Source organism: Enterovirga sp. GCM10030262 (assembly GCF_042666435.1).
Lineage (GTDB): Bacteria > Pseudomonadota > Alphaproteobacteria > Sphingomonadales > Sphingomonadaceae > Allosphingosinicella.
In genome coordinates this window covers 425,141-448,925 of the sequence record NZ_JBHTDC010000001.1, presented here as the reverse complement: position 1 = coordinate 448,925, position 23,785 = coordinate 425,141, and the positions used below count along the sequence as shown (strand labels likewise).

At 66.7% G+C, this 23,785-nt stretch carries 26 protein-coding genes and 1 other RNA gene; 19 read left to right on the top strand and 8 right to left on the bottom strand.

From position 1 onward, the window contains the following. Positions 1-98 precede the first annotated feature (98 nt). The 7 genes from ACFQRC_RS02205 (at position 99) to ACFQRC_RS02175 (ending at position 8,215) form a co-directional block, all read left to right on the top strand. A complete protein-coding gene (locus ACFQRC_RS02205; RefSeq protein WP_379957300.1) occupies positions 99-1,748 on the top strand; it encodes an electron transfer flavoprotein-ubiquinone oxidoreductase in 1,650 nt (549 codons plus the stop codon). Next, positions 1,705-3,393: a tetratricopeptide repeat protein gene (locus tag ACFQRC_RS02200; protein WP_379957298.1), complete on the top strand. Its 1,689-nt coding sequence runs from the start codon at positions 1,705-1,707 to the stop codon at positions 3,391-3,393. Before ACFQRC_RS02205 ends, ACFQRC_RS02200 begins: the two co-directional genes overlap by 44 nt. Beyond that, a complete protein-coding gene (locus ACFQRC_RS02195; RefSeq protein ID WP_379957296.1) occupies positions 3,393-4,226 on the top strand; it encodes a 4-(cytidine 5'-diphospho)-2-C-methyl-D-erythritol kinase in 834 nt (277 codons plus the stop codon). Before ACFQRC_RS02200 ends, ACFQRC_RS02195 begins: the two co-directional genes overlap by 1 nt. A gap of 268 nt (positions 4,227-4,494) precedes the next feature. Then, on the top strand, positions 4,495-5,235 hold the full coding sequence (locus ACFQRC_RS02190; RefSeq protein ID WP_379957294.1) for an enoyl-CoA hydratase/isomerase family protein: 741 nt from the start codon (positions 4,495-4,497) through the stop codon (positions 5,233-5,235). Positions 5,236-5,295: 60 nt separating this feature from the next. Further along, a complete protein-coding gene (locus ACFQRC_RS02185) occupies positions 5,296-5,673 on the top strand; it encodes a hypothetical protein (protein WP_379957292.1) in 378 nt (125 codons plus the stop codon). After that, a complete protein-coding gene (locus tag ACFQRC_RS02180; RefSeq protein WP_379957290.1) occupies positions 5,670-7,031 on the top strand; it encodes an NAD(P)H-hydrate dehydratase in 1,362 nt (453 codons plus the stop codon). The genes ACFQRC_RS02185 and ACFQRC_RS02180 overlap by 4 nt, the downstream gene beginning before the upstream one ends. After that, positions 7,028-8,215: a class I SAM-dependent RNA methyltransferase gene (locus ACFQRC_RS02175; RefSeq protein ID WP_379957288.1), complete on the top strand. Its 1,188-nt coding sequence runs from the start codon at positions 7,028-7,030 to the stop codon at positions 8,213-8,215. Before ACFQRC_RS02180 ends, ACFQRC_RS02175 begins: the two co-directional genes overlap by 4 nt. Here the strand turns inward: ACFQRC_RS02175 and ACFQRC_RS02170 are convergent. Further along, the gene (locus ACFQRC_RS02170; protein WP_379957286.1) at positions 8,212-8,646 is read right to left on the bottom strand and encodes an MAPEG family protein; all 435 of its coding nucleotides are present in this window, start codon (positions 8,644-8,646) and stop codon (positions 8,212-8,214) included. The genes ACFQRC_RS02175 and ACFQRC_RS02170 overlap by 4 nt on opposite strands. Before the next feature lie 63 nt (positions 8,647-8,709). On the opposite strand from ACFQRC_RS02170, the gene ACFQRC_RS02165 reads away from it, so the two are divergent. Beyond that, complete coding sequence (locus ACFQRC_RS02165) at positions 8,710-9,246, top strand: GNAT family N-acetyltransferase (RefSeq protein ID WP_379957284.1); 537 nt, start codon at positions 8,710-8,712, stop codon at positions 9,244-9,246. A 37-nt stretch (positions 9,247-9,283) separates the two neighbouring features. On the opposite strand, the gene ACFQRC_RS02160 is transcribed toward ACFQRC_RS02165, so the two are convergent. Both ACFQRC_RS02160 and ACFQRC_RS02155 read right to left on the bottom strand, forming a co-directional pair. Further along, the gene (locus tag ACFQRC_RS02160) at positions 9,284-10,336 is read right to left on the bottom strand and encodes a deoxyhypusine synthase (protein ID WP_379957282.1); all 1,053 of its coding nucleotides are present in this window, start codon (positions 10,334-10,336) and stop codon (positions 9,284-9,286) included. Between the two features lie 120 nt (positions 10,337-10,456). Further along, positions 10,457-11,677, bottom strand: coding sequence for a type III PLP-dependent enzyme (locus ACFQRC_RS02155; protein ID WP_379957280.1), 1,221 nt, complete (start codon positions 11,675-11,677; stop codon positions 10,457-10,459). A gap of 217 nt (positions 11,678-11,894) precedes the next feature. Here ACFQRC_RS02155 and ACFQRC_RS02150 point away from each other — a divergent pair, with 217 nt between their 5' ends. Next, positions 11,895-12,878: a threonine/serine dehydratase gene (locus tag ACFQRC_RS02150; RefSeq protein WP_379957278.1), complete on the top strand. Its 984-nt coding sequence runs from the start codon at positions 11,895-11,897 to the stop codon at positions 12,876-12,878. Here the strand turns inward: ACFQRC_RS02150 and ACFQRC_RS02145 are convergent. Further along, positions 12,848-13,105, bottom strand: a complete 258-nt coding sequence (locus ACFQRC_RS02145) for a hypothetical protein (RefSeq protein ID WP_379957276.1) — start codon at positions 13,103-13,105, stop codon at positions 12,848-12,850. The two genes, ACFQRC_RS02150 and ACFQRC_RS02145, sit on opposite strands and share 31 nt — an antisense overlap. Before the next feature lie 82 nt (positions 13,106-13,187). On the opposite strand from ACFQRC_RS02145, the gene ACFQRC_RS02140 reads away from it, so the two are divergent. Beyond that, positions 13,188-13,358 carry a hypothetical protein gene (locus ACFQRC_RS02140; protein ID WP_379957274.1) on the top strand — a complete coding sequence of 57 codons (171 nt, stop codon included), beginning with the start codon at positions 13,188-13,190 and terminating at the stop codon, positions 13,356-13,358. Between the two features lie 35 nt (positions 13,359-13,393). On the opposite strand, the gene ACFQRC_RS02135 is transcribed toward ACFQRC_RS02140, so the two are convergent. Next, positions 13,394-14,050 (bottom strand): alpha/beta hydrolase, encoded by a 657-nt coding sequence (locus tag ACFQRC_RS02135; protein ID WP_379957272.1) that lies wholly within the window; start codon positions 14,048-14,050, stop codon positions 13,394-13,396. A 107-nt stretch (positions 14,051-14,157) separates the two neighbouring features. Here ACFQRC_RS02135 and ACFQRC_RS02130 point away from each other — a divergent pair, with 107 nt between their 5' ends. The 8 genes from ACFQRC_RS02130 (at position 14,158) to ACFQRC_RS02095 (ending at position 19,570) form a co-directional block, all read left to right on the top strand. Then, a complete protein-coding gene (locus tag ACFQRC_RS02130) occupies positions 14,158-15,210 on the top strand; it encodes a cysteine desulfurase family protein (RefSeq protein WP_379957270.1) in 1,053 nt (350 codons plus the stop codon). Continuing rightward, a complete protein-coding gene (locus ACFQRC_RS02125; protein ID WP_379957268.1) occupies positions 15,207-16,430 on the top strand; it encodes a cysteine desulfurase family protein in 1,224 nt (407 codons plus the stop codon). Before ACFQRC_RS02130 ends, ACFQRC_RS02125 begins: the two co-directional genes overlap by 4 nt. Next, positions 16,427-16,762: a 2Fe-2S iron-sulfur cluster-binding protein gene (locus tag ACFQRC_RS02120; RefSeq protein ID WP_379957266.1), complete on the top strand. Its 336-nt coding sequence runs from the start codon at positions 16,427-16,429 to the stop codon at positions 16,760-16,762. Before ACFQRC_RS02125 ends, ACFQRC_RS02120 begins: the two co-directional genes overlap by 4 nt. Positions 16,763-16,793: 31 nt before the next feature. Further along, positions 16,794-17,033, top strand: a complete 240-nt coding sequence (locus ACFQRC_RS02115) for a type II toxin-antitoxin system ParD family antitoxin (RefSeq protein ID WP_379957264.1) — start codon at positions 16,794-16,796, stop codon at positions 17,031-17,033. Further along, on the top strand, positions 17,012-17,314 hold the full coding sequence (locus ACFQRC_RS02110) for a type II toxin-antitoxin system RelE/ParE family toxin (protein WP_379960379.1): 303 nt from the start codon (positions 17,012-17,014) through the stop codon (positions 17,312-17,314). The genes ACFQRC_RS02115 and ACFQRC_RS02110 overlap by 22 nt, the downstream gene beginning before the upstream one ends. 34 nt (positions 17,315-17,348) lie before the next feature. Then, positions 17,349-17,446, top strand: an RNA gene (gene ffs, locus ACFQRC_RS02105) — signal recognition particle sRNA small type. A gap of 132 nt (positions 17,447-17,578) precedes the next feature. After that, on the top strand, positions 17,579-19,246 hold the full coding sequence (locus ACFQRC_RS02100) for a DNA polymerase III subunit gamma/tau (RefSeq protein ID WP_379957262.1): 1,668 nt from the start codon (positions 17,579-17,581) through the stop codon (positions 19,244-19,246). Next, positions 19,247-19,570, top strand: a complete 324-nt coding sequence (locus ACFQRC_RS02095; RefSeq protein ID WP_379957260.1) for a YbaB/EbfC family nucleoid-associated protein — start codon at positions 19,247-19,249, stop codon at positions 19,568-19,570. 135 nt (positions 19,571-19,705) lie between these two features. On the opposite strand, the gene mtgA is transcribed toward ACFQRC_RS02095, so the two are convergent. The 3 genes from mtgA to ACFQRC_RS02080 form a co-directional block, all read right to left on the bottom strand. Continuing rightward, positions 19,706-20,665 (bottom strand): monofunctional biosynthetic peptidoglycan transglycosylase, encoded by a 960-nt coding sequence (gene mtgA, locus ACFQRC_RS02090; protein ID WP_379957258.1) that lies wholly within the window; start codon positions 20,663-20,665, stop codon positions 19,706-19,708. 141 nt (positions 20,666-20,806) lie between these two features. Beyond that, complete coding sequence (gene rpoH / locus ACFQRC_RS02085) at positions 20,807-21,712, bottom strand: RNA polymerase sigma factor RpoH (RefSeq protein ID WP_379957256.1); 906 nt, start codon at positions 21,710-21,712, stop codon at positions 20,807-20,809. Positions 21,713-21,768: 56 nt separating this feature from the next. Next, complete coding sequence (locus ACFQRC_RS02080) at positions 21,769-22,734, bottom strand: RluA family pseudouridine synthase (protein WP_379957254.1); 966 nt, start codon at positions 22,732-22,734, stop codon at positions 21,769-21,771. 483 nt (positions 22,735-23,217) lie between these two features. On the opposite strand from ACFQRC_RS02080, the gene ACFQRC_RS02075 reads away from it, so the two are divergent. After that, positions 23,218-23,784, top strand: coding sequence for a hypothetical protein (locus tag ACFQRC_RS02075; protein WP_379957252.1), 567 nt, complete (start codon positions 23,218-23,220; stop codon positions 23,782-23,784). The last annotated feature ends 1 nt before the right edge of the window (position 23,785 follow it).

Genomic DNA, 23,785 nt, shown 5'->3' with positions numbered 1-23,785 from the left:
AGTCAGGCTATTGCGGGGTGGTCAACCGCAATCTGGCCGCTTATCTGCCAGACGTTGGCCGTTTGCGACGAAGGAACGGCGGCGGAACGGAGAGGCGAATGAGCGAACGCGAATCCATGGCCTATGACGTGGTGATTGTCGGCGCCGGCCCGGCCGGCCTGGCCGCCGGCATCCGCCTGAAGCAGCTCGCCGAAAGGGCGGGGCGCGAGCTCTCCGTCTGCATCCTGGAAAAGGGGTCCGAGGTCGGGGCGCATATCCTTTCCGGCGCGGTGATCGATCCGCGCGCGCTCGATGAATTGCTGCCCAACTGGAAGGAGCTGGGCAGCCCGCTTACCGTTCCGGTGACCGAGAACCACCATTGGGTGCTCACCGAGACGAAGAAATACGGAATGCCGCATCTGATGATGCCGCCCTTCATGAACAACAAGGGCACCTTCACCTGCTCGCTCGGCAATTTCTGCCGCTGGCTCGCCGGCCAGGCCGAAGCCCTGGGCGTCGAGGTCTTTCCAGGTTTCGCGGCGGCGGAAGTGCTGTTCCACGACAATGGCGCCGTGAAGGGCGTCGCCACCGGCGACATGGGGGTCGCTCGCGACGGCACCCGCAAGCCCGATTACCAGCCCGGAATGGAACTGCACGGCAAATATACTTTCTTCGCCGAGGGCGCCCGCGGCCACCTCACCAAGGAACTGAAGCGCATCTTCAAGCTCGATTCCGAAAGCCAGCCGCAAGTCTATGGAATCGGGTTGAAAGAATTGTGGGATGTCGAGCCCGGCAAGCATGTCCCCGGCCGCGTCATCCATACCCAGGGATGGCCGCTCGACGATGCCTGGGGCGGGGGGTTCCTCTACCATCAGGAGGCGGGACAGGTCGCCTTGGGCTTCGTCGTCGCGCTCAATTACAGGAACCCGCACCTCAATCCGTTCGAGGAATTCCAGCGCTGGAAGCAGCATCCGGACATCCGCGCGATCCTCGAAGGGGGCAAGCGCGTCAGCTACGGCGCGCGCGCGATCAACGAGGGCGGCTGGCAGGCAGTGCCCAAGCTCGCGTTCGAAGGCGGCGCGCTGATCGGCTGCTCTGCCGGCTTCGTCAACGTGCCCCGCATCAAGGGCAGCCATACCGCGATGAAATCGGGAATGCTGGCCGCCGAGGCCGCGTTCGAGGCGGTCGCCGCCGGACGCGAGTGCGACGCGCTCCAGGCCTATGACGACAATCTCCGTTCAAGCTGGGTCGCGGACGAATTGAAGATGGTCCGCAACGTCGAGCCGATGGTGGCCAAATATGGCGGCACATGGGGCACCTTGCTCGCCGGCGCCGACATGTGGATGCGGCAGCTCCATATCGGTCTTCCCTTCACGATGAAGCATCATCCCGATAACGAGACCCTGCTGCGCAAGGACCAGGCGAAGCCGATCGCCTATCCCAGGCCCGACGGCGTTATCAGCTTCGATCGCCTCTCCTCGGTGTTTCTGTCCAACACCAATCACGAGGAGGATCAGCCGGTTCACCTGACGCTCAAGAATGCGGATGTACCGATAGAGGTGAATCTCGCCGAATATGACGCGCCCGAGCAGCGTTATTGCCCGGCGGGCGTTTACGAGATCGTGGGTGTGGAGGAGGGCAGGCCCCGCCTCCAGATCAACGCCCAGAATTGCGTTCATTGCAAGACGTGCGACATCAAGGATCCGACCCAGAACATCAACTGGGTTGTGCCGGAAGGCGGAGGAGGCCCCAACTATCCCAATATGTAAATCCGGCTTCTACGGCCTTCTCGCCGGCGCGCTGATCCTCCCCTTGAGCGCGGCCGAGGCAAGCCGCGAAGACCATGCTCTGCTCAGCGCCTATGTCCAGGCGCGGGCGGCCGATACGATCGGCGCCGCCGACCGGGCGTCGCAGGGCTATGCGGCGGTTCTCGCGCTGGCGCCGCAGAATGAGATACTCGCCGCCCGCGCGCTCGGCCAGGCGGTCGAGGCCGGCGATCCGGCGCTGGCGGTTCGATCCGCTCGCATCCTCGAAAAGGCCGGCTTGCTCGCTCCGGACATCAGGCTGCTGCTGCTCACCGAGGCTTTGCGCACCCGCGACTGGAAAGCGGCAACGCTGCACATCGACGCCATCGAGAAAGACGAGATATTCGCCTTCATGGCCCCGGTGCTGCGCGCCTGGCTCGCCTTCGAAACCGGTGACGGCGACCCGATCGCGATCCTCGACGCGGCGGCGGACGACCCGATCGCGGGGGCGTACGTCGCGGAGCACCGCCCGCTGATCCTGCTCGCCCAGGGCAACAGGAAGGAAGGCGTCGCCGGATTGGTGGCGATGGCCGAGGGCGGCGGCGGGCGCGCCAGCCGCCTGCGCATCGCCGGCGCCGCCTGGCTCGCCGACAACAATGATCGCAAGGCGGCCGCCATCTTGCTTCAGGGAGACGAGGCGCCGCTCGTCGCCGCGCGGGCGCTGCTCGAGAAGCGCGAACCCATTCCCGGCGCGATCGACGGCGCGTCCGCCGGCATCGCCGAATTCCTGGTGCGGGTCGCCATTGACCTGCACCGCCAGAATGTGAGTTCGCTGGCGCTTACCTATGCGCGCCTCGCCACCTTCCTCGCGCCCGAAAATAGCGAGACCTGGCTCGTCACCAGCGAGATATTCGCAGCCCGCGAGCAGGAAGCGGCGGCACTCGAAGTCCTGGCCCACATCCCGCCGGGCGATCCTTTCGCTGCCATTGTGAGCGAGAGCCGGATCAGGTTGCTCGTGGCTACCGGCCAGGCCGAGAAGGCGCTCGCCGATGCGCGGGCCGCGGTGGCGTCCGGGCCGCCGGCCGCCGCCGAATGGACCCGGCTTGGCGATCTCTATGGCGGGTTGAAACGGCTGGACGAAGCCGCCGCCGCCTATGCCGAGGCGCTGGCGCTCGCCAGGGGGCAGGAGAATGAATGGGCTTTGTGGCTGCTCCGCGGCGGGGTGCTGGAGCAAGCCGGCGACTGGGCGGAGGCCAAGGCCGCGCTCGAAGCCGCCTATCGCCTGGCGCCTCAGCAGCCGATCGTGCTCAATTATTTGGGCTATGCGCAGCTGGAGCGGCGGGAGAATATCGAGGAGGCGATGCGGCTGATCGCCGAAGCGAGCCGGCTCCAGCCCGACAGCGCGGAGATCACCGACTCGCTGGGCTGGGCGCATTATCTGCGCGGCAATCTGCCCCAGGCGATCCAGCTGCTCGAAAAGGCGGTCGTCGGGCAGCCCGCCGATCCGGCGATCAACGAACATCTCGGTGACGCATATTACAGCGCGGGCCGCCGCTACGAGGCGCGCTATGCCTGGGAGGCGGCCCTGATCTACGCCGAGGACGAGGATGCCGCGCGCCTTCGCGCCAAGCTGGAGACCGGCCTGACTCCGAAGCTCGCTTCTCCCTGATGCGCGAGACCGCCTACGCCAAGATCAACCTGGCGCTGCACGTGCGGGGGAGGGCGCCGGACGGCTATCATCGCATCGAGACCCTGTTTGCTTTTTGCGAGGATGGGGACAGCCTGAGCGTCGCCGAGGGCGCGGGTCTCACGCTCACCGTCACCGGTCCCTTCGCGCCCGAGCTGGGGGATGCCTCCGACAATCTCGTCCAGCGCGCCGCCGAGGCCTTCCGCCGCGAATATGGCGTTATACGCGGCGCCGCTCTCGCGCTCGACAAGCGCCTGCCGGTCGCCTCGGGCATTGGCGGCGGTTCGGCCGATGCCGCCGCCACCCTGCGCCTGCTGGCCCGCTGGTGGAAAATCGATGCGGACGAGGCGGCCTTGCTCACCATCGCCGCCACCCTCGGCGCCGACGTTCCCGCCTGCCTCGCGAGCCAGACCGCGCGCGGCGAAGGCAGAGGCGACAGGCTTTCGTCGCAGGATGGATCCGGCCTCGCCGGAACGCCGGCCTTGCTGGTCAACCCCGGCATTCCCGTTTCGACCGCGGCGGTGTTTTCAGCGTGGGATGGCGTCGATCGCGGACCGTTGCCGATCGCGTCTCCGCTCGCCACGGCGATCGAGGGACGCAACGATCTCGAAGCGCCCGCGCGGAGCCTGGCGCCGGCGATAGGCGAAATCCTCGCCCGCCTGGCCGGCGCGCCCGGTATCATCGTCTCCCGCATGTCCGGATCGGGCGCGACCTGCTTCGCTCTATTCGAAACGGAGGCCGCGCGAGACGGAGCGCAGGGGTCGATCGCGGCCGATCGCCCGGATTGGTGGCAGCTCGCGACTCGTCTCAGATGACCCGCGTCTCCCGGAACGGCACAGCTTTTTCAGCGGCTTAACCATCGTCATCCGCAGCTCCCCGTCGTGGCACGCCTCTTGCTCCTTCGATCCCCGGACGGGTCGAAGCGCGGTCCCTGGCCGCACTGACATCCGCGCATGGTCCCCGCTCCCTCGCGGGAGCGGGCGCCATGCACCCGTGTAAGGCCGGGCCGCCTCTTTCAGGCGCCCGGCCTTTTTTATGCCCCCGGTGGTGACAAAGCGCTCCGTTCCCGGCAACCCGCCTTGCATGTTCGACCTCACCGTCACGGGCGCCATCGCCCGGCTTCGCCTGAACCGCCCCGAGGCGCGCAACGCCGTTTCGCTGTCCGGCTGGGGTGAACTCGCTACCCACGCCGCCGCCGCGGGATCGAGCGCCAGAATTCTCCTTGTGGGCGCCAAGGCCGAGGGAGCCTTCTGCGCGGGCGCCGATATCGCCGACTTCCCCCGCTTCCGGGAGGATGAGGCCGCGCGCAGCGCCTTTCGAGAGGCGATTCGGTACGGCCTCGACATGTTGCGGGGGCTGGCCATTCCGACCGTCGCAATGGTCGACGGCGCCTGCTACGGCGCCGGCGTGGCGCTCGCCATGGCCTGCGACATCCGCATCGCCGGACCCGCCGCGCGCTTCGCGATCACGCCGGCCAAGCTCGGCATCGGCTATCCCCAGGAAGACGTGCACCGGCTGGTGGCTTTGGTCGGTCCCGGCCACGCCGCGCGCCTCCTGTTCGGCGCGGGTGCGATCGACGACGAGGAGGCCGTCAGGATCGGTCTGGCCGAACTGATGTGCGACGATGTGGAAGCGGCGGCGGACGCGTTCGCCGATGCCGTCGTCGCTAACGATGACAAAAGCATCGCGATGCTGAAGCGCGGCATCGCTCTGGCGGCGTCGGGAGTTTTGCAAGACGGGGCGCAGGACCGCGCGTTCGACGCCTTGCTCGGCTCGGAGGCGCTGGTCCAGCGGCTGGCCGCCTATCGCGCGCGGCCTAAATAGGCCGGGACTTTCGCTCCGGCTCCCTTGCCTGAGGCGGGCGCATGGCTCAAACAGCGGCGGATGAAGACCGGCTTCGCTCTCGCTGCCATGCTCCTGGCCGCCGCTTGCGGCGATTCCGGCCAAGCGACGCAGGAGGCCTTTGCCGAGGCCGATGCGCGGGCCGCCGAGGATGGGCGCATCGACTGCGCGGTCGAGGGCGCGGCGGAACTTGGTCGGGTCTGCACTATCGAGCGGATCAGCGGCGGCGGAGAGGTATCGCTTGTCCTGCGCCATCCGAGCGGCGGCTTCCGCCGGTTCCTCGTCGCCACCGACGGGCGCGGCGTGGTCGCCGCCGACGGGGCGGAGCCGGCGACCGTGTCGGTAATCGCCGATGATCGAATCGAGGTCGCCGTGGCCGGCGACCGCTACCGCCTGCCGGCGAGCGTCAAGGGCCGATGAGCTTCATCCTGACGGCGGAGGAGATGCGCGCCGCCGAGCAGCGGGCGATCGATGCCGGCGATTCCGTCGAGGCCCTGATGGAGCGTGCGGGCACCGCCGCCGCCGAAGCGATATGGCGCTTCGGCGGGCCGCTCCCCACCCTCGTCCTTTGCGGGCCGGGCAATAATGGCGGCGACGGCTATGTGATTGCCCGCGATCTGGCCGACCGGGGCGTCGATGTCCGGGTCGCCGCGCTCGCCGAGCCGAAGAGCGAAGCCGCGAAATGGGCCCGTGACCAATGGCGCGGCACAGTCCAGCCTCTCGACGAGGCGTCCCACGCGCCTTTGCTGATCGACGCTTTGTTCGGCACCGGGCTTGCGCGGCCGCTCGACGACGCGACCGTGCGGGCTCTGGGGCGTCTGGCTCGCGAAGCAGCGGTCCGGGTCGCGATCGACCTGCCCAGCGGCGTCGCCACCGACGACGGTCGCATCCTCTCTCCGGTGCCGGATTACGATCTCTCCATCACCTTCGGGGCGCGCAAGCCCTCTCATCTCCTCCAGCCGGCGGCGCGCCACATGGGCCGCATCGCGGTCGCCGATATCGGCATCGCGGCGACGAGCAACCTTTGGCTGATAGAGCGGCCGAGCCTCGCCGCACCCGGCCCCGACGATCACAAATATAGGCGAGGCTATGTGGCCCTGGTCGCTGGCGAGATGGAGGGCGCCATCGCGCTCGCCGCCACGGCGGCCGCGAGGACTGGCGCGGGCTATGTTCGCCTGGTCGCATCGCGATTGGTCGCGGCGCTTCCCAGCGCGGTCGTGCAGGGGCCGGACCCGCATGAGGATGAGCGTATCGATGCCATCGTCATCGGCCCCGGACTTGGGAGGACGGGGGAAGCAAAGGAATTGCTCCGACAGGCGTTCGAATCGAATCGCCCGCTGGTGATCGACGGCGATGCCTTGACCCTGCTCGCCGGCCATCCGTACCCGCAATGGAGCCGGACGCCGATCCTCACCCCCCATGCCGGCGAGTTCGCCCGCCTGTTCGGATCGCTTCCCGGAAGCAAGGTCGAGCAGGCCCGGGCGGCGGCTACGCGTGCCGGGGCCGTGGTCATCTTCAAGGGCGCGGATACGGTGGTCGCCGCGCCGGACGGCCGTGCCGCCGTCGCGCGCCCTGCGTCGCACTGGCTCGCCAGCGCGGGCACGGGGGACGTCCTCGCCGGCATCGTCGCGGCGATGCGGGCGCGCGGGCTCGATGCTTTCGAGGCAGCCTGCGCCGGTGTCTGGCTGCACGGCCGCGCCGCCGAGATGGCCGGGCCATATCTGATCGCGGACGATATGCTCGCCTGCCTTCCCTCCGCCTTGGCCGAGTGCCGATGACCGACACCGTCGTCCGTATCGCGGCGCGAGGGGAGGGCGTCACTGAGAGCGGGCGTCACCTCCCCTTCACCGCGCCCGGAGACATGGTCCAGCCGGGCGGCATCGCCTTGCCCGGCCCGCATCGCGCGGTCCCGCCTTGCCGGCATTTCCCCGAATGCGGGGGCTGTCAGCTCCAGCATATCGACGACGAGGCCTATGCCGTCTTCCTCGCCGACCGTATCGCCTCCGCGCTGGCGGCGCAGGGAATCTCCGCGCCCGACATCCAGCCGCCCCATATCTCGCCGCCGGTCAGCCGCCGGCGAGCGTCGCTCCGGGCCGAGCGGAAGGGGAATTTCGTGCTGCTCGGATTTAACGCCGAGAAGAGCCACCGCATCATCGACATGCGTGAATGCCACATCCTGCGCCGCGAATTGTTCGCTCTGGTCGCGCCGCTGCGCAAGCTGATGGGCGAATTGCTCGGCCCGCGCGGCGGCGGCGGGGTCCGCATGATCCTGGCCGATCAGGGCGCCGACATATTGCTCGAAAAGGTGAATGTTGATGGCCTGAAGGCGAACGAGGCGCTCGCCGCCTTCGCCGAGACCCACCGCCTCGCCCGCCTGGCGCTGGACGACGGCTACGGCCCGCAGACGCGCTGGGAGCCCGAGCCGGTGACGGTCACGCTCGGCGGCATCGCCGTGCCGCTGCCCTACGGCGCCTTCCTCCAGGCGACGGCGGAAGGCGAGGCGGCGCTGATCGCCGCCGTCCGCGAGGCCGTGGGTGAGGCGCTAACCGTCGCCGACCTGTTCGCCGGACTCGGCACCTTCGCTTTGTCCCTGGAGGGCCGCAGCCTCGCCGTCGAAGGCGACCGCGACGCGGCGCTGGCGCTGAAGGGCGCCGCGAACCGAGCCCAGCGGCCGGTTTTCGTCGACCATCGCGATCTCTTCCGCCGCCCGCTGGACGAGAAGGAACTCGGCCGCTTCGAAGCCGTCGTCCTCGATCCCCCCCGCGCCGGCGCCAAGGAGCAGGTGGCGCTGCTCGCACGGTGCGCCGTGCCGCGCGTCGCCTATGTCTCGTGCAACCCGAGCACCTTCGCCCGTGACGCGAAGATGCTGGTGGAGGGCGGCTATCGCCTCGATTGGGTGAGGCCGGTCGGCCAGTTCCGCTGGTCGATCCATGTCGAGCTGGCCGCCTGCTTCTCCCGCTAGGAGTTCAACAGCACCGCCGCTGCGTGGACGGTGAGCCCGACCAGCGCCAGCGACGACAGGAGGAAGAGCAGGAAGCGGACCAGCACCCGGTTGAAAATCGCCTGCACCAGGCTGTGGGCGATGCGAAGCCCGACATAGACCCAGGCGAGGGTCAGGTTGAGGCCGTCGCCCTGGTCCATCAGCGCCAGCGACAAAGCGACGGCGTAGAAGACCGTCGGCTGCTCCATCAGATGGGCGTAATTGTGGGACTTCCACTGGATGCTGTCCTCGAGGACTCCGTCGAGATCGGCGCCGCGACCGCCGACAAGCGTGCCGATGCGGATGCCCTTGCGACTCATCGCCGGAAGCCGCGTCGCCGCCATCCAGAGCATCATCACCAGCGACCAGGCGACCAGCGCCACGATCGGGCCAAGAATAGGACTGGGTTGCATGTTTTCGTCTCCCCCTGACAAGAAGCAAGGGTGACGCAGCGCGGCCCGCAAGACAAGGGGGAGATGATGGAACCGAGGATCGAGACGGAAAGGCTGCTGCTGCGACCGATAGCCGCAGCGGATTTTGACGGCTGGGCCGAGTTCATGGCGGATCCGGAAGCGTCCCGCTTCATTGGCGGCCCGGTCCCCCGCGCCGCGGCCTGGCGGGGCATGGCGGCGATGGCGGGTTCATGGGCGCTACAAGGTTTCGCTATGTTCTCGCTGATCGAGAAGGCGAGCGGTCGGTGGATCGGCCGGGTCGGACCGTGGCAGCCGGAGCAATGGCCGGGGAGCGAGGTCGGCTGGGGTATCGTCCGATCGGCGTGGGGGCAGGGCTACGCCTATGAAGCGGCCGTCGCCACCATCGACTGGGCGTTCGACCGGCTGGGCTGGACCGACGTGATCCACTGTATCGACCCGGACAACCGGCCTTCGCAGAAACTTGCCGAACGGCTGGGCTCGGTCAACCGCGGCCCCGGCAAGCTGCCGCCGCCCTTCGAAGCCTATCCGGTCGACATCTGGGGGCAGACGCGCGAGGAGTGGCGGCGGGGCAGGCGGTGATTTCTCCCGGCGAGCCCAGTTCGCCGGGAGGAGGGAATCAGTCGAACATCTTGCCGAAGGCGCGCTTGGCGCGGGTCTTCCAGTGGCCGCGATGATAAGCGTCGGAGGCGAGGAGCGGGAGGACGCTGGTCGCCTCGGCGAACACCATCTGTTCCATCGCGGTCGACACCTTGCCCCAGCTCGCCGCCTCCTGAAGCGTCGAGGAGGAGCAGGCGCCGTCACGGACGTCGGCGACGGTGATCTGGACCGCATATTTATGCACCTCGACATCGTCGTGGCCGAGGATCTCCGCGCAGACGACGGTGTCCTGGACGAAATTCTTCGGCACGCCGCCGCCGATCATCAGCAGGCCGGTAGTGCCGGCCTGGATCTTGAGGCTGGTCAGCTCCCTGAAATCGGCGATGGCGTCGAGGACCATATATTGGCGACCCGCCTTCATGGCATCAACTTGATGCTTGACCAGGCCGAAGCCGGCCGAGCTGTCGACGAAAGCGGGGCAGAAGATCGGCACGTCATGCTCGTAGGCGAGCTTGACCAGGCTGTTGTCCTTCTTGCCGTGCGTCATCAGCCATTTGCCCATCTCGCGGATGAAGGCGCGCGAGGAATAGGGGCGCGGCTCCAGCGAATTGGCGATGTCGCCGATCGTGTGATCGGTCTCCTGGAGCTTCTCCTCGTCGATATAGGTGTCGTAGATGCGATCGATATAGAGCGAGCGCAAAGTGTCGTCGTCGGGGATTTCAAGGGCTTGATAGTGCTTGTGGCCAAGCGCTTCGAAGAAATCCATATCGACGATGGTGGCGCCGGTGGCGACGATCGCATCGACCATATTGTGGCGGACGAGGTCGGCATAGAGGTCCATGCAGCCGCCCGCCGAAGTCGAGCCGGCGACGACCAGGATGACCGCGCAATCGGGGTCGGCCAGCATCTGGTTGTAGATGTCGGTCGCGCGGCCGAGGTCGCGGCTGGTGAAGCTCATCTTCTTCATCGCGTCGACGATCGGGCGCGCGTCGAAGCTCTTGATGTCGATATGCTCGACCACGCTTGACAGAAGCTCCGCCTTGCGGGTGTCGTTGATGGGGGCGTCGTTCATTGTACTTCCTTCAAGTCAGCGTCATCCCGGCGCAGGCCGGGATCTCGTGGAATTGGGGCACGGCGCGCGAGACGAGACCCCGGCCTTCGCCGGGGTGACGCCTTAGCCGATTAGCAGCCGTTACAGCGTGACGACGTTCGAGGCCGCCGGGCGTTCCTCATCGGCGTACAGCGTCGCCATCGGCTCGTCCGTGGCGACGACCCTCAGGTCCGATCCGAAGCCGTTGAAGCCGGTCCGCATCGCGCAGCCATAAGCGCCGAGCATGCCGATCTCGATATAATCGCCGGCGGCGACGTCGGCGGGGAGCATGAAGGGGCCCGTCATGTGATCGAGATCGTCGCAGGTCGGGCCGTAGAAACTGAACGCCATTTCGCGAGTCTCGGAGGCTTCCTCGCGGACCAGCTTGACCGGGAATCGCCAGCCGACATGCGCCGCATCGAACAGCGCCCCATAGGCGCCGTCGTTGATGTAGAGCTCGTCGCCGCGCCTTTTCTCGACCCGAACCAGAACGCTCGCATATTCCGCGCACAAGGCCCGGCCGGGCTCGCACCACAATTCCGCCGAGTAAGAGATGGGCAGGCTCTCGAACGCATTGTGGATGACCGCGAAATAGGCTTCCAGCGGCGGCGGCTCCATGCCGGGATAGACGGAGGGGAAGCCGCCGCCGACATCGACGATGTCGACCGTGACTGCCGCCTCGACGATCGCCGCGCGCACCCGCTCCATCGCTTCGGCATAAGCCGCGGGCGTCATCGCCTGGCTGCCGACATGGAAGCAGATGCCGAGCGCGTCGGCCGCCTGGCGGGCCGCGAACAGCAATTCCTTCGTTTCTCCTGGCTCGGCGCCGAATTTGGAGGCGAGGCTGAGCTTCGAATGATCGGACGACACACGCAGCCTGACGCACAGGTTGAGGTCCGCGGCGCCTTTGGTGGCGCGCAGGATCTTGCCCAGCTCGTCCATCGTGTCGAGCGAGAAGGTGCGCACCCCGTGCGTGAAATAGGCCTCCTCGATCGCTTCCTCGGCCTTGACCGGGTGCATGAAGCAAAGCGTCGCTTCGGGCAGAGTGGCCGAGACCAGGCGCACCTCGGCGATCGACGCGACGTCGTAATGCGTCACGCCGCTGTCCCACAGGATGCCCAGCAGCTCGGGAGACGGATTGGCCTTGACCGCATACATCGACGTTCCCGGAAACTTCTCGACGAAGTATCGGGCGGCGCGCCGGGCGGCGTGCGGACGAAGGAGCGTGACCGGCTGAACCGGGCGTCCTTTTGCGATCTCGACACCGCGGGCGGTGCCGGTCGGGGCGGTAGCTAGCCCCAGCGCGTTATGATGGCTGTGCAATTCAAGGGACCTCCAAAGGCGGTAGTTGACGACGAGGCTGCCTTGCGGTTGTTGGAAGTCCCCATGGGGCAGCGGCAGGCGATATATGTGTGTCCGACCCCCCTGTAAAGTCCCGTGGTCCCGCGTCGCGGCCCGCGGCGGTCAAATCGCGGGATTTACGGCCTTTTTGCCCGCCGAAACGTGGCCCAATTGCGATGAGGAATGGAAGCGAATGACGATGAGGCGACCCACGCGGGACGGTGTCGATGCGGCGGCGGCGAGGATAAGGGATGTCGTCACCCGGACGCCGATACTGCCGTTCGAAATCAGCGGAACCCGCCTGTGGGCGAAGGCGGAATGCCTCCAGCAGGGCGGCAGCTTCAAACTGCGCGGCGCGACCAACCGGCTGATGCTCTTGAGTCCGGACGAACGGGAACGCGGAGTCGTCGCTTTCTCGTCCGGTAATCACGCCCAGGGCGTGGCCATAGCCGCCAGGCGCATGGGCATCGCCGCGACCATCGTCATGCCCTCCGATGCTCCGTCGGTGAAACGCGACGCCACCCTCGCCGCCGGCGCGCGGATCGTAGCCTATGACCGCGACACCGAGAGCCGCGAGGAGATCGGCGCGCGGCTGGCGGCGGAGAGCGGCGCCACCCTGGTCCCGTCCTTCGACGATGTCGACGTGATTGAGGGGCAGGGCAGCGTCGGGGTCGAGCTGCGCGGGCAGATGCTGGAGAGCAATGGCGCCTTACCGGACAAGGTGCTGGTCTGCTGCGGCGGCGGCGGGCTCTCGGCGGGCATCGCGCTCGCCCTGCCCGAGTCGGAAATCGTCACCGTCGAGCCCGAAGGCTGGGACGACATGGCGCGATCCTTCGAAGCGGGCGAGCGGGTGCCTGTTCCGGACGACGCCCCTCCGACGCGCTGCGACGCGCTTCAGACGAAGCTGGTATCGCCGCTGACCTTCGATGCGCTCCGCGGCGAGGGCGCGCGCGGCATCGCGGTGAGCGAGGCGGAAATCGAAGCCGCCATGGCCTTCGCCGCGCGGCATTTGCGGCTGGTGGTCGAGCCCGGCGGCGCGGTCGCGCTGGCGGCATTGCTGGCGGGAAAGGCGGGCGCCGTCAGCGGCCGTACGGCAATCATCTTGTCGGGGGGCAATGTCGATCCGCTGGTCTATGCGGCGATATTGAAGGCTCAGGCGACCGAGGCCGCGCGATATTCCTGAGGATCGATATGGGCCGGCGAGAGGGCTTCCACCTGCCGGGTCAGCGCTTCGAGCTGCAGGGCGATGGTGCGCAGTTCCGCCGCATAGACGTCGGCGTCGATGCCCGGCCGGCCCAAGGTTGCCGCGTCGAGCAATGTGTCCAGCATCATCGAGATGCTCGGCAGGATCGTCTCTTCGATCCGCTCGAAGGCCTCGTCCAGGCCGTGCCGGCGCTCACTATATCCCATGGGGCCGGATTAAAGGGCCAGCCTTAACCGATCGTAAAGACGCGCCCTTTTTCGCCCGGCCTTCCCGTGCCATGGAGCGCGGATGAGCAGCGGATCGACTTCGGCCTTCCTCTCCATCGCGATGATCGGCGCCTTCCTGCTCGGCGCGGGCGGCATGTGGCTGATCGTCAGGCGGCGGGAGACGAAGAAGGGGCTGCTGATGCTGGTCGCGGCCCTGGTACTGCTGGGGAACGTGCTGATCTGGACGGTGTAATCGTCATCCCGGCGAAAGCCGGGATGACGCAAGCGTCACTTGATCGGGCAGTTCGGATCGAGCCGCATGTCGAGATAATTGTCCACCGACTTCATCAGCTGCGGCATTTCGTTCGCGAAGAAGTGATTCGCGCCGGGGATCGTGTCGTGGTGGATGGTGATGTGGCGCTGGGTGCGGAGCTTGTCGACCAGCTTCTGGACCGCGAGCGGCGTCACCACCTCGTCGGCCTCGCCCTGGATGATGATGCCCGAGGCGGGGCAGGGGGCGAGGAAGGTGAAATCATACATGTTGGCCGGCGGCGCGATCGAGATGAAGCCACGCACTTCGGGCCGGCGCATCAGCAATTGCATGCCGATCCACGCGCCGAAGCTGACCCCGCCGACCCAGGTCGTCTCGGCTTCCGGGTGGATCTGCTGCACCCAATCGAGCGCCGAGGCGGCGTCCGACAATTCCCCGATGCCGTTGTCGAACACGCCCTGGCTCCTGCCGACGCCGCGGAAGTTGAAGCGCAAGGTCGCGAAGCCGCGGCGGACGAAGGTCTTGTAGAGCGCCTGGACGATCGCGTTGTTCATCGTGCCGCCCGCTTGCGGGTGCGGATGGAGGATCATGGCGACGGGCGCGCGGGGGCGGGGGCCCGGCTGGAAACGGCCTTCGAGACGGCCTTCGGGGCCGGGGAAAATGACTTCGGGCATTGCACCTGCGCTCGGACTGGCGTGATAGGAAACGCGTCTGGACTGTGCCATGCGCGACGGCGCTCTATATAGGGTGAAGCGCCCGCTTAGCAATCGAAGGAAGACCGGTGCCGCAAGGCCGTGCCTATCTGGACCATGCCGCGACGACTCCGCTCTTGCCCGCGGCGCGCGAGGCGATGGCCGAGGCGTTGGCGCGCTGGCACAATCCGAGTTCGCCGCACGCCGAGGGCAGGGCGGCGAAGGCCGCCTTGGAAGAGGCGCGGGCGCGGATCGCCGCCGCGCTCGGCTGGACGGGCAGGATCCTGTTCACGTCGGGCGCGAGCGAAGCGCTGGCGATCGCGCTTCGCCGCGCGAAGGCGGGGCCGCGCTACGTCTCCGCCGTCGAGCATGACGCCGTCCTTCGCGCCGCCCCGGACGCGCTCGGGCTGGCGGTCGACGGGGGAGGGATCGTCGATGTGACCGCCGTCGAGGGGGAGCGCCCGCTGGTCGCGGTCCAGCACGCCAATAACGAGACGGGCGTCCTCCAGCCCCTCGGCGAAATCGCCGCCGCCGTTCGGGAAAAGGGCGGAATAATCCTCGCCGATTGCGCGCAGACCGCCGGGAAGCTGAATTTGCCCGACGCGGACATGATCGCGATCTCCGCCCACAAGTTCGGCGGGCCGCCCGGCGTGGGCGCGCTGCTCGTGCGCGACCTTGCCCTGATCGAGGCCGTCGGCGGCCAGGAGCAGGGCTACAGGCCCGGCACCGAAAACCTTCCAGGCGTCGTCGGAATGGCCGCCGCGCTTGAAACCGCGCCGGACTGGCTCGGCCGCGCCGCCGCTCTCCGTGCCCGGCTCGAAAGCGCGGTCATGGCGGCCGGCGGGGAGGTCGTCGCGCCGGATGTTTCGCGCATCCCCACGATCGGAGGCTATAGGATGCCGGGCGTGCCTTCCAACGCCCAGCTCATCCAGTTCGACATGGCCGGAATCGCCGTCTCGGCGGGCAGCGCCTGCTCCTCGGGCAGCCTCAAGCCCAGTCACGTCCTCGCCGCCATGGGCTGGGACGAAGAGGCGGCGCGCGAGGTCGTGCGGGTAAGCTTCGGTCCCTCGACGACGGACGAGGAAGTCGACCGCTTCGCCGATCTGTGGCTGGCGATGTCCGCCAAACGCCGCGCCGCATGATCTATCTCGATTATCAGGCCACCACCCCGCTCGCGCCCGAAGCCGCCGCCGCGATGCGCCCGTGGCTGGAGACGAACTTCGGCAATCCCCACAGCCCGCACCGCATCGGCCGGGAGGCGGCGGCGGCAATCGAGGTGGCGCGCGAGCACGTATTTCATGCGCTGAATTTCCAACCCGCTCGTGTCGAGCGAAGTCGAGACACCCTTTCGAGCGAAGCCGAGAATAAGCGCCTCGGCTCCGCTCAGCAGGGCCCCTCGACTTCGCTCGGGGCGAACGGGGAAAGGCGGTTGTTTTTTACCTCCGGGGCCACCGAAGCCGCCAACTGGGCATTGAAAGGGGCCGCGACGCGCCTCCCCGAAAACAAGCGCAAGATCGTCACTCTCGCCACCGAACATGCCTGCGTCCTCGACACTGTCGAATGGCTCGGCGGCCTGGACTTCGACATCGATATCATTCCGGTTCAGCCCGACGGCCTTGTCGATCTCAACCGCGTCGCCGATCACGTCGACGACCGCACCGGCCTCGTCGCCGCGATGCTGGTCAATAACGAGATCGGCGTCATCCAGCCCGTCGCCGAAATCTCGGCCATCGCGCGTCGCCACGGCGCGCTGGTTTTCTGCGACGCCGTCCAGGGTTTCGGCCGCGTTCCCGTCCCGCTCGACGCATGCGACATGGTCGCGGTCTCCGCCCACAAGGTTCATGGTCCCAAAGGGATCGGCGCGCTCTGGATACGCGACGGCGTCGCGATCGACCCGCTCCTGCACGGCGGCGGGCAGGAGGGCGGCATCCGCTCGGGCACGCTCTCGCCCGCCCTTTGCGTCGGCTTCGGCGAAGCGGCGAGGCTGTTATCGGGCCGCCAGGAGGAAGACCGCGTCCATGTTGAGCGCCTCCGGGCCACCGCGCTTTCACAGCTCGACGGATGGTCGCTCAATGGCTCGGCCGACCGCCGCTACCAGGGCAATCTCAACCTCCGGTGCGAGGGCATCGACGCCGCCCGCCTCATCTCCGAAGTGCGCGGCGTCGCCTTCTCCGCCGGCTCGGCCTGCGCCAGCGGCTCCGGCCGCCCGAGCCACGTCCTCGCGGCTCTGGGGCTATCGGAGAGGGAGGCGCGCTCCAGCATCCGCCTGGGCTTCGGGCGCTACACGACCGAGGGTGAGCTGGCGCAAGCCCTGGCGCTCATCCGCGAAGCCGCGCAGCGCCAGCGAATCTTCGCCGCATGACCCGCATCCGCTTCATCTCCGCTGACGGCTCGGACGTCAGCGAAATCGACGCCCCTGCCGGCGAGCGCTTGCTCGACATCGCCCAGGCCGACGGCCAGCCGCTCGAAGGCACGTGCGAGGGGCAGATGGCCTGCTCGACCTGCCACGTCATCGTCGACGCGGCCGATTTCGCGCGCCTCCCGCCCGCCGGCGAGGAGGAGGAAGACATGCTCGACCTCGCTTTTCACGTCACCCGCCACTCGCGCCTCGCCTGCCAGATATGGACGAGCGAAGCGCTGGACAGCCTGCGGGTGAGGATGCCCGGCGGCAGCCACGACATGCAGGGCCGTTGACAATCTTTGTCATCAACGCCATTTTTTGCCTATGGCCACGATGAATGTCTCCCTGCCCGCTGAGATGAAGGCTTTCGTCGAGGCTCAGGTGGCGACCGGCCTCTATGCCAATGCAAGCGATTATATTCGTGATCTCATTCGCAGCCGTCAGGCGGACGTGGATCGCCTCCGCGCCCTGATCGAAGAAGGGGATGCCAGCGGAGTTAGCCCGTTTTCGCCCGAAGAAGTCTTTGCCCGGGCTCGGGAGAAATATCGATCGCGCGCCGCCTGATTCTATCCGCCCTCGCTGAAGCCGATCTCGATGAGATTTGGCTATTCAGCGCCGAACGGTGGGGAGTCGAGCAAGCAGACCGTTATGCCGCGCAACTTACCCTGGCCTTCCGCGAGCTTGCCGCCGGACGCCGCCTCAGTCGTCCTGCCGACTTCATCAAACCTGCCCTGCACAAGGCACGGTGCCAACGCCATTTCATCTATTTCTACCGCAAGGAAGACGAGATCCTGATCTCGCGTGTGCTCCATGACAGTATGGACGCTACGCTGCATGTCATCTGATCTTGCCCTTGGCCTGGCGTTCCCCCATATGCGCCGCGGGAGTCGGGCGGACGGTGCTATCGCCAACCCGGTCAGGTCCGGAAGGAAGCAGCCGCAACGATTTCGCCCCGGGTCGTTCCGGCTCCCACCTCCCCGACGTTGAGCAGGGCCGTCATTCCAGCGAAAGCTGGAATCTCCCCTTGCTTTCCACACGCGCCGCGCCAAACGACGGGGGATTCCAGCTTTCGCTGGAATGACGAAGGGGGGCCGCTTAGGTTGGCGCCCATGGCATCCGAATCCCCTGACACCTTCGGCCTCGGCCTCGACGAGCCCACGCAGCCCGCCAAGCCTGTCCCGAGCGGCGTCGAAGGGGCGCAGCCCTATCGCGTCCTGGCGCGCAAATATCGTCCGCAGTCCTTCGATGAGCTGATCGGCCAGGACGCCATGGTGCGGACGCTGGGCAATGCCATCAGGCGCGACCGGCTGGCGCACGCCTTCCTGCTGACCGGCGTCCGCGGCGTCGGCAAGACCTCGACCGCGCGGCTGATCGCCAAGGCATTGAACTGCATCGGGCCGGACGGGGCCGGTGGCCCGACCATCAGTCCCTGCGGAGTCTGCGAGCCCTGCGTGGCCATCGCCGAGGGACGGCATATCGACGTGGTCGAGATGGACGCGGCCTCCAATACCGGCGTCGACGACGTGCGCGAGATCATCGAGGCGGTGCGCTACGCCGCGGTCTCGGCGCGCTACAAGGTCTACATCATCGACGAAGTCCACATGCTGTCGAAGAACGCGTTCAACGCGCTTCTCAAGACATTGGAAGAACCACCCCCGCACGTGAAATTCCTGTTCGCCACCACCGAGGTGAACAAGGTGCCGGTAACGGTGCTGTCGCGCTGCCAGCGCTTCGATCTTCGCCGCATATCGGCCGAGCAACTCGCCGCCCATTTCGCCGCAGTGGCGAAGCAGGAGGGGGTAGAGGCCGAGCCGGAGGCGCTCGCCCTCATCGCCCGGGCGGCGGAAGGCTCGGCCCGCGACGGTCTTTCCATCCTTGACCAGGCGATCGCCCATGGCGCGGACGGCGTGACCGCCGATCAGGTGCGAGCGATGATCGGCCTTTCCGACAGGGGCGCCACCCGCAATCTCCTCGGCCTTCTCCTCGCCGGCGATGCGCCGGGGGCTTTGGCGATGGTCAAGGAGCAATATGATCTCGGCGTCGAGCCCGCCGCGCTGCTGCGCGGGCTTCTGGAGAGCGTCCACGGCATCACCCGCGCCAAGGTGGGCGGAAGCATCGATCCGGCGCAGAGCCATGAGGAGCGCGAGGCCTATTCCGATTGGGCGAGCCGCCTCAACTACGCCCTCATCCACCGTCTCTGGCAGCTTTTCCTCAAGGGCCTGAGCGAGGTCCAGACGGCCGCCATGCCGCTCGAAGCCGCCGAAATGGCGCTGCTTCGCGTCATCCATGCCAGCGAGATGCCCGATCCCGGCGCGCTGATCGAGAAACTGGGAAGCGGCCGGGCGGCACCCGCGACGTCGCGTCCGCCGGAGGCTCCGGGCGAGGGGCAAAGCGCGATGCTGAAGGCGCCGGGGACGTTCGCCAAACTGGTCGAATTCCTCGCCGCCAACGGCAAGCCGCACCTCGCCCAGATGCTGCACGATTTCGTCGGCGTGGTGCGTTACGAGCCGCCCACATTCGTCTTCCGCCCGGTGAAGCCGCTCGCCGGTGACTTTTCGCGCGATCTGGCGACATCGCTGAAGGCGCTGACGGGAACGAACTGGGCTGTCGAGGCGTCTGAGGACGCGGCGGAGCCGACCTTGCTCGAACAGGAAAAGGGGGAGGCCGAGGCGCTGCGCCAGTCGGTGCTGGCCTCGCCTATGGTCAAGGCGGCGTTCGAGGCGTTCCCCGACGCCGAACTTGCCGATTACACTGTGAACGATCAACGGAGCGCATGAATGCCCAATCTCGACGACATCATGAAGATGGCCCAGGACGCCCAGGCCGAGCTGCAGAAGGCGCAGAACGCCCTCGATTCGATCGAGGTCGAGGGGGTTTCCGGCGGTGGCCTCGTCAAGATCCGCGCCAGCGCCAAGGGCCGGATCATCGCGGTGGACATCGATGAAAGCCTGCTCGCGCCGTCCGAAAAGCAGATGGTCGAGGATCTCGTCGCCGCCGCGATCAACGACGCCCGATCGAAGGCCGATGCCGCCGCCAATCAGGAAATGCAGAAGGTGACCAGCGGCCTGCCGCTGCCGCCGGGGTTCAAGATGCCATTCTGACGAGTGGGGGGCACGCGTCACCCCGGCGAAAGCTGGGGTCTCGTGGGGCGCTCGTCACCCCAGCGAAAGCCGGGATCTCGTGGAGAAGGTCCGTGACTTCTTGTTCCGGGATCCCAGCCTTCGCCGGGATGACGATTACATCCCATTCGCGTCCGAGGGTTCGGCAGCAGGCGGCGGCGGAGGCGGTTCGATCTCGATGACCGGCGGCACGCCCTCGGCCGGCGATTGTGCCGCGACCGGTGGCCCGATGTCCGGTGCTTCGAGATAATCCTCGATCCGCTCCGGCTGTGGGTCCGGGGCGGCAGCGGGCGCCGCTTGCTTGCGCTGTGTCGGAGCGGCAGGCGCTTCTTCGGGCTCCTCGACGGCCATGCGGACGCCGTCGCCCTTCAGGCAGGCGTCGAGGCCGTCGCGCTGCACGACGCGGATGCGGGCGGCGATCGAATTGCCGTAGCGGCGGGTGAAGCCGCTCGGCGCGATTGCCTCGCGCTCCTTGGGGAGCGGCAGCACGGCGGCAATCCGCGCCGCCTCGGTGCGGCTGAGGCTGGAGGCATCCTTGTCGAAATAACGCTGCGCGCCGGCATTGACGCCATAGGTGCCGAGCCCGGTCTCGGCGATGTTGAGATAGACCTCCATGATCCTTTGCTTGGGCCACAGATTTTCGATCAGCAAAGTGAACCAGGCTTCCAGGCCTTTCCGGACATAGCCGCCGCCCTGCCAGAGAAAGGCGTTCTTGGCGGTCTGCTGGCTGATCGTCGAACCGCCGCGGATGCGGCCGCCCTGGGCGTTCTCGCGCATCGCCTGGGCGATGGCATCGACGTCGAACCCGCGATGGCTGCAGAATTTGCTGTCCTCGGCCGCGATCGCCGCTCGCTCCATGTCGTCGTCTATCTCCTCGATCGGCATCCAGTCCTTGGAGATGCTCCGCCCGCCGAGCAGGTCGCCCGCCATGGTGAAGGTGATCGGCGGAGGGACGAAGCGATAGAGCAGCACCCAGAGGACGCTGCCCAGCAGGAAGATCAGGACGGCGCTCACCAGCCACGACGAGATACGGCCAAACCAGCCGCGCTTGGGCGCTCTTCGTTTGGATTTTGCCATGCGGGAGTGATTAGCGGTCGTTCCCCGGTTCGTCATGCTGAACTTGTTTCAGCATCCAACTACGAGCCACCGCGCGGACGGAAAGCTGGGCCCTGAAACAGGTTCAGGGCGACGACAGGCGCAAATCGCGGCCACGGCCGCCTAACCGGCCGGGAGCAGCCGCCGCTCGCCGGCGAGGTTCATCAGCGCCTTCTGCAATTTCTCGAACGCGCGCACCTCGATCTGGCGGATGCGCTCGCGGCTGACGTCATAGACCTGGCTCAGCTCCTCGAGCGTCTTCGGGTCCTCCGAAAGGCGACGCTCGGTGAGGATATGCTTCTCGCGGTCGTTCAGCGAATCCATCGCCTTGACGAGCAATTCGTGACGGACCTGGCTCTCCTCGGCCTCGGCGACGCGTTCGTCCTGGAGCGGGTCGGTATCGACCAGCCAATCCTGCCACTGGCCTTCGCCTTCCTCGCGCAGCGGCACGTTCAGCGAGGTGTCGCCGCCCATCGCCATGCGCCGGTTCATCGAGATGACGTCGTCCTCGGAGACGCCCAAATCCTTGGCGATCTTGGCGACGTCCTCGGGCTTCATGTCGCCGTCCTCGAACGCCTCGATGCGGTTCTTCATCCGGCGAAGGTTGAAGAACAGCTTCTTCTGCGCGGCGGTGGTGCCCATCTTGACGAGGCTCCAGGAGCGCAGGATGAATTCCTGGATCGACGCGCGAATCCACCACATCGCATAGGTGGCGAGACGGAAGCCGCGTTCGGGCTCGAACTTCTTCACGCCCTGCATCAGGCCGATATTGCCCTCGGAGATGAGTTCGCTGACAGGCAGGCCATAGCCGCGGTAACCCATCGCGATCTTGGCGACGAGGCGCAGGTGGCTGTTGACCAATTTGGCCGCCGCATCGGTGTCCTGATGCTCGGTCCAGCGCTTGGCCAGCATATATTCCTCCTCGGGGGCGAGGATCGGGAATTTCTTGATCTCGGTCAGGTAGCGATTGAGCCCCGCTTCGCCACCGGAGGCGGGGATAGTCGCCGGAACCTTGCTGCCGCTTGCCATATCTCTTCTCATTCTCCCTGGCACCGCACGTTATGCTCCGTGCCGATACTTGCTTGCTATACGGTAAGCGCCCTGAACAGTTCCTGCATATCGGACGGGACGGCGCTTTTGAAGGACAGGTTTTCCTTCGAAACCGGGTGCAGGAAACCAAGCTCCGCAGCGTGCAGCGCCTGGCGCTTGAAGTCCAATTGATTGAGTAGATGATTGTGAACGATTCTGCCGCGTCCATAAACGGGATCGCCGAGCAGGGGGTGGCCGATCGAGGTCATGTGAACGCGCACCTGGTGCGTGCGGCCCGTCTCCAGGCGGCATTCCACCAGAGCTGCCTCCCTGAGCGGTTCCAGCAGCCGGTAATGAGTCACCGCGCGCTTGCCCCGGTCCCCGGCTCCCCTGGCCCCGACGATCGCCATCTTCTTGCGATTGGCCGCCGACCGGGCGAGCGGCGCGTCGATGGTTCCACTCGGCGGGTTCGGAACCCCGGCGACGATGGCCCGATAGCGCCGGTCTATGCTGTGGGCGGCGAACTGGGCTGAAAGCCCTTCATGGGCGATGTCGGTCTTGGCGACGACGAGAAGGCCCGACGTGTCCTTGTCGATCCGGTGGACGATGCCGGGCCGCGCGACGCCGCCGATGCCGGACAGCCGCCCGGCGCAATGGTGGAGCAAGGCGTTGACCAGGGTGCCGTCGAAATTGCCGGCCGCCGGATGCACCACCATCCCCGCCGGCTTGTCGACGACGAGAAGATGGTCGTCCTCGTGGACGATCTCCAGCGCGATGTCCTGCGGCTCGTTGTGCAAAGGCGCGGGGGCGGGAAGGATGATTTCGTAGGGGCCGGGGCGCGCTTTCGAGGCGGGATCCCGAACCTCCACGCCTTCGCCGTCGCGCACCGCGCCGCCTGAGATCAGCGCCTTCAACCGCTCGCGCGAAATGGCCGGCAAGGCGGCCGCGAGCGCACGGTCGAGCCGGACGCCGGCGGCGCCCTCGGCGATCGTTGCGACTATCGTGGAAACCCCCCGCTCCATCCCGGCCGAAATGGCCCCGGAACGGCGGATTTCAAGGGGTTCGGGCGCTGTCGAGCGCCGCCGCCGCGGAGCCGGAAGTTCTCCAAATTCCCCGGGAACGGCGATATGCGGCGCGGGGGAAGGCGATGGAGAAGATTTTGCGGGTGGGGTGAGGGGGGCGTCACCACGACCTCCCGCGAATGGTCCCAATGTTCGCACTGGCCATGGAGCGCTTGCGGTTGGCCGCCACGGAGTGAATCACCTGGCCCCCGATTTGGGCCTCGGAACGTCTGCCGTGTGACGCTTCATGATCCTTGCGCCTTCCGAGTCGAAAAAGGAGCGGAGCATTTAGGGCATGTCGGGGGGTGTAGGAAAATCCCCCTCTGCAGTGCGGCGAACGGGGTGGGCGAATCGGGGAGAGCGGGGTAAGTTAGGTGTTGCATTACCGGAGTTGAGGCGAATTGTCTGAACGCAGGTCTCGATTGGAACTCAGGGCGAGAGCCGATGTCATTTGAACGACGCGAAGAACTCGTGGACGACATTGTCAACACGCAACCTGAGTTGCGGGCGTTCATCCGGAATGTCGCGCCTCTCCACGACATAATCTCGGTCTCTTGGGATGCTCTGTCCTATAGCTTTCAGCGAGGTTTCGAGACACTGTGGGATCAGGCTCGGGCGGACCATTCCGGATTTCTGTTGCGGCCCCTCATTTTGCTTTGGCGGCAAAGCGTCGAACTGGCTCTAAAGGCGGCAATTACCGAAATTGCAGGTGGGTTTGAGGGCAAGCCGAGCCATAATCTCAGTGCACTATTCGTGGGCTTACAGCGCGCGCGTGCAGACCTTGGATATTCGGATGATGACGACCTCACAAACAGCGTGAGAGAGATGATCGCATTCGTGCAAGCACTTGACCCATTTGCAGACCGATTTCGCTATCCCAGCTCAAAAGGTGGGAAATGGTTCGAAGGAATCGACGCTGATTTGGACGAGCTTTTTCAGGCTCATTGGATTATCGTAACGTACTGCGAGGGCGCAGCGATAGAGGTGGAGGAAACGAGGAACCTCCTTTGAC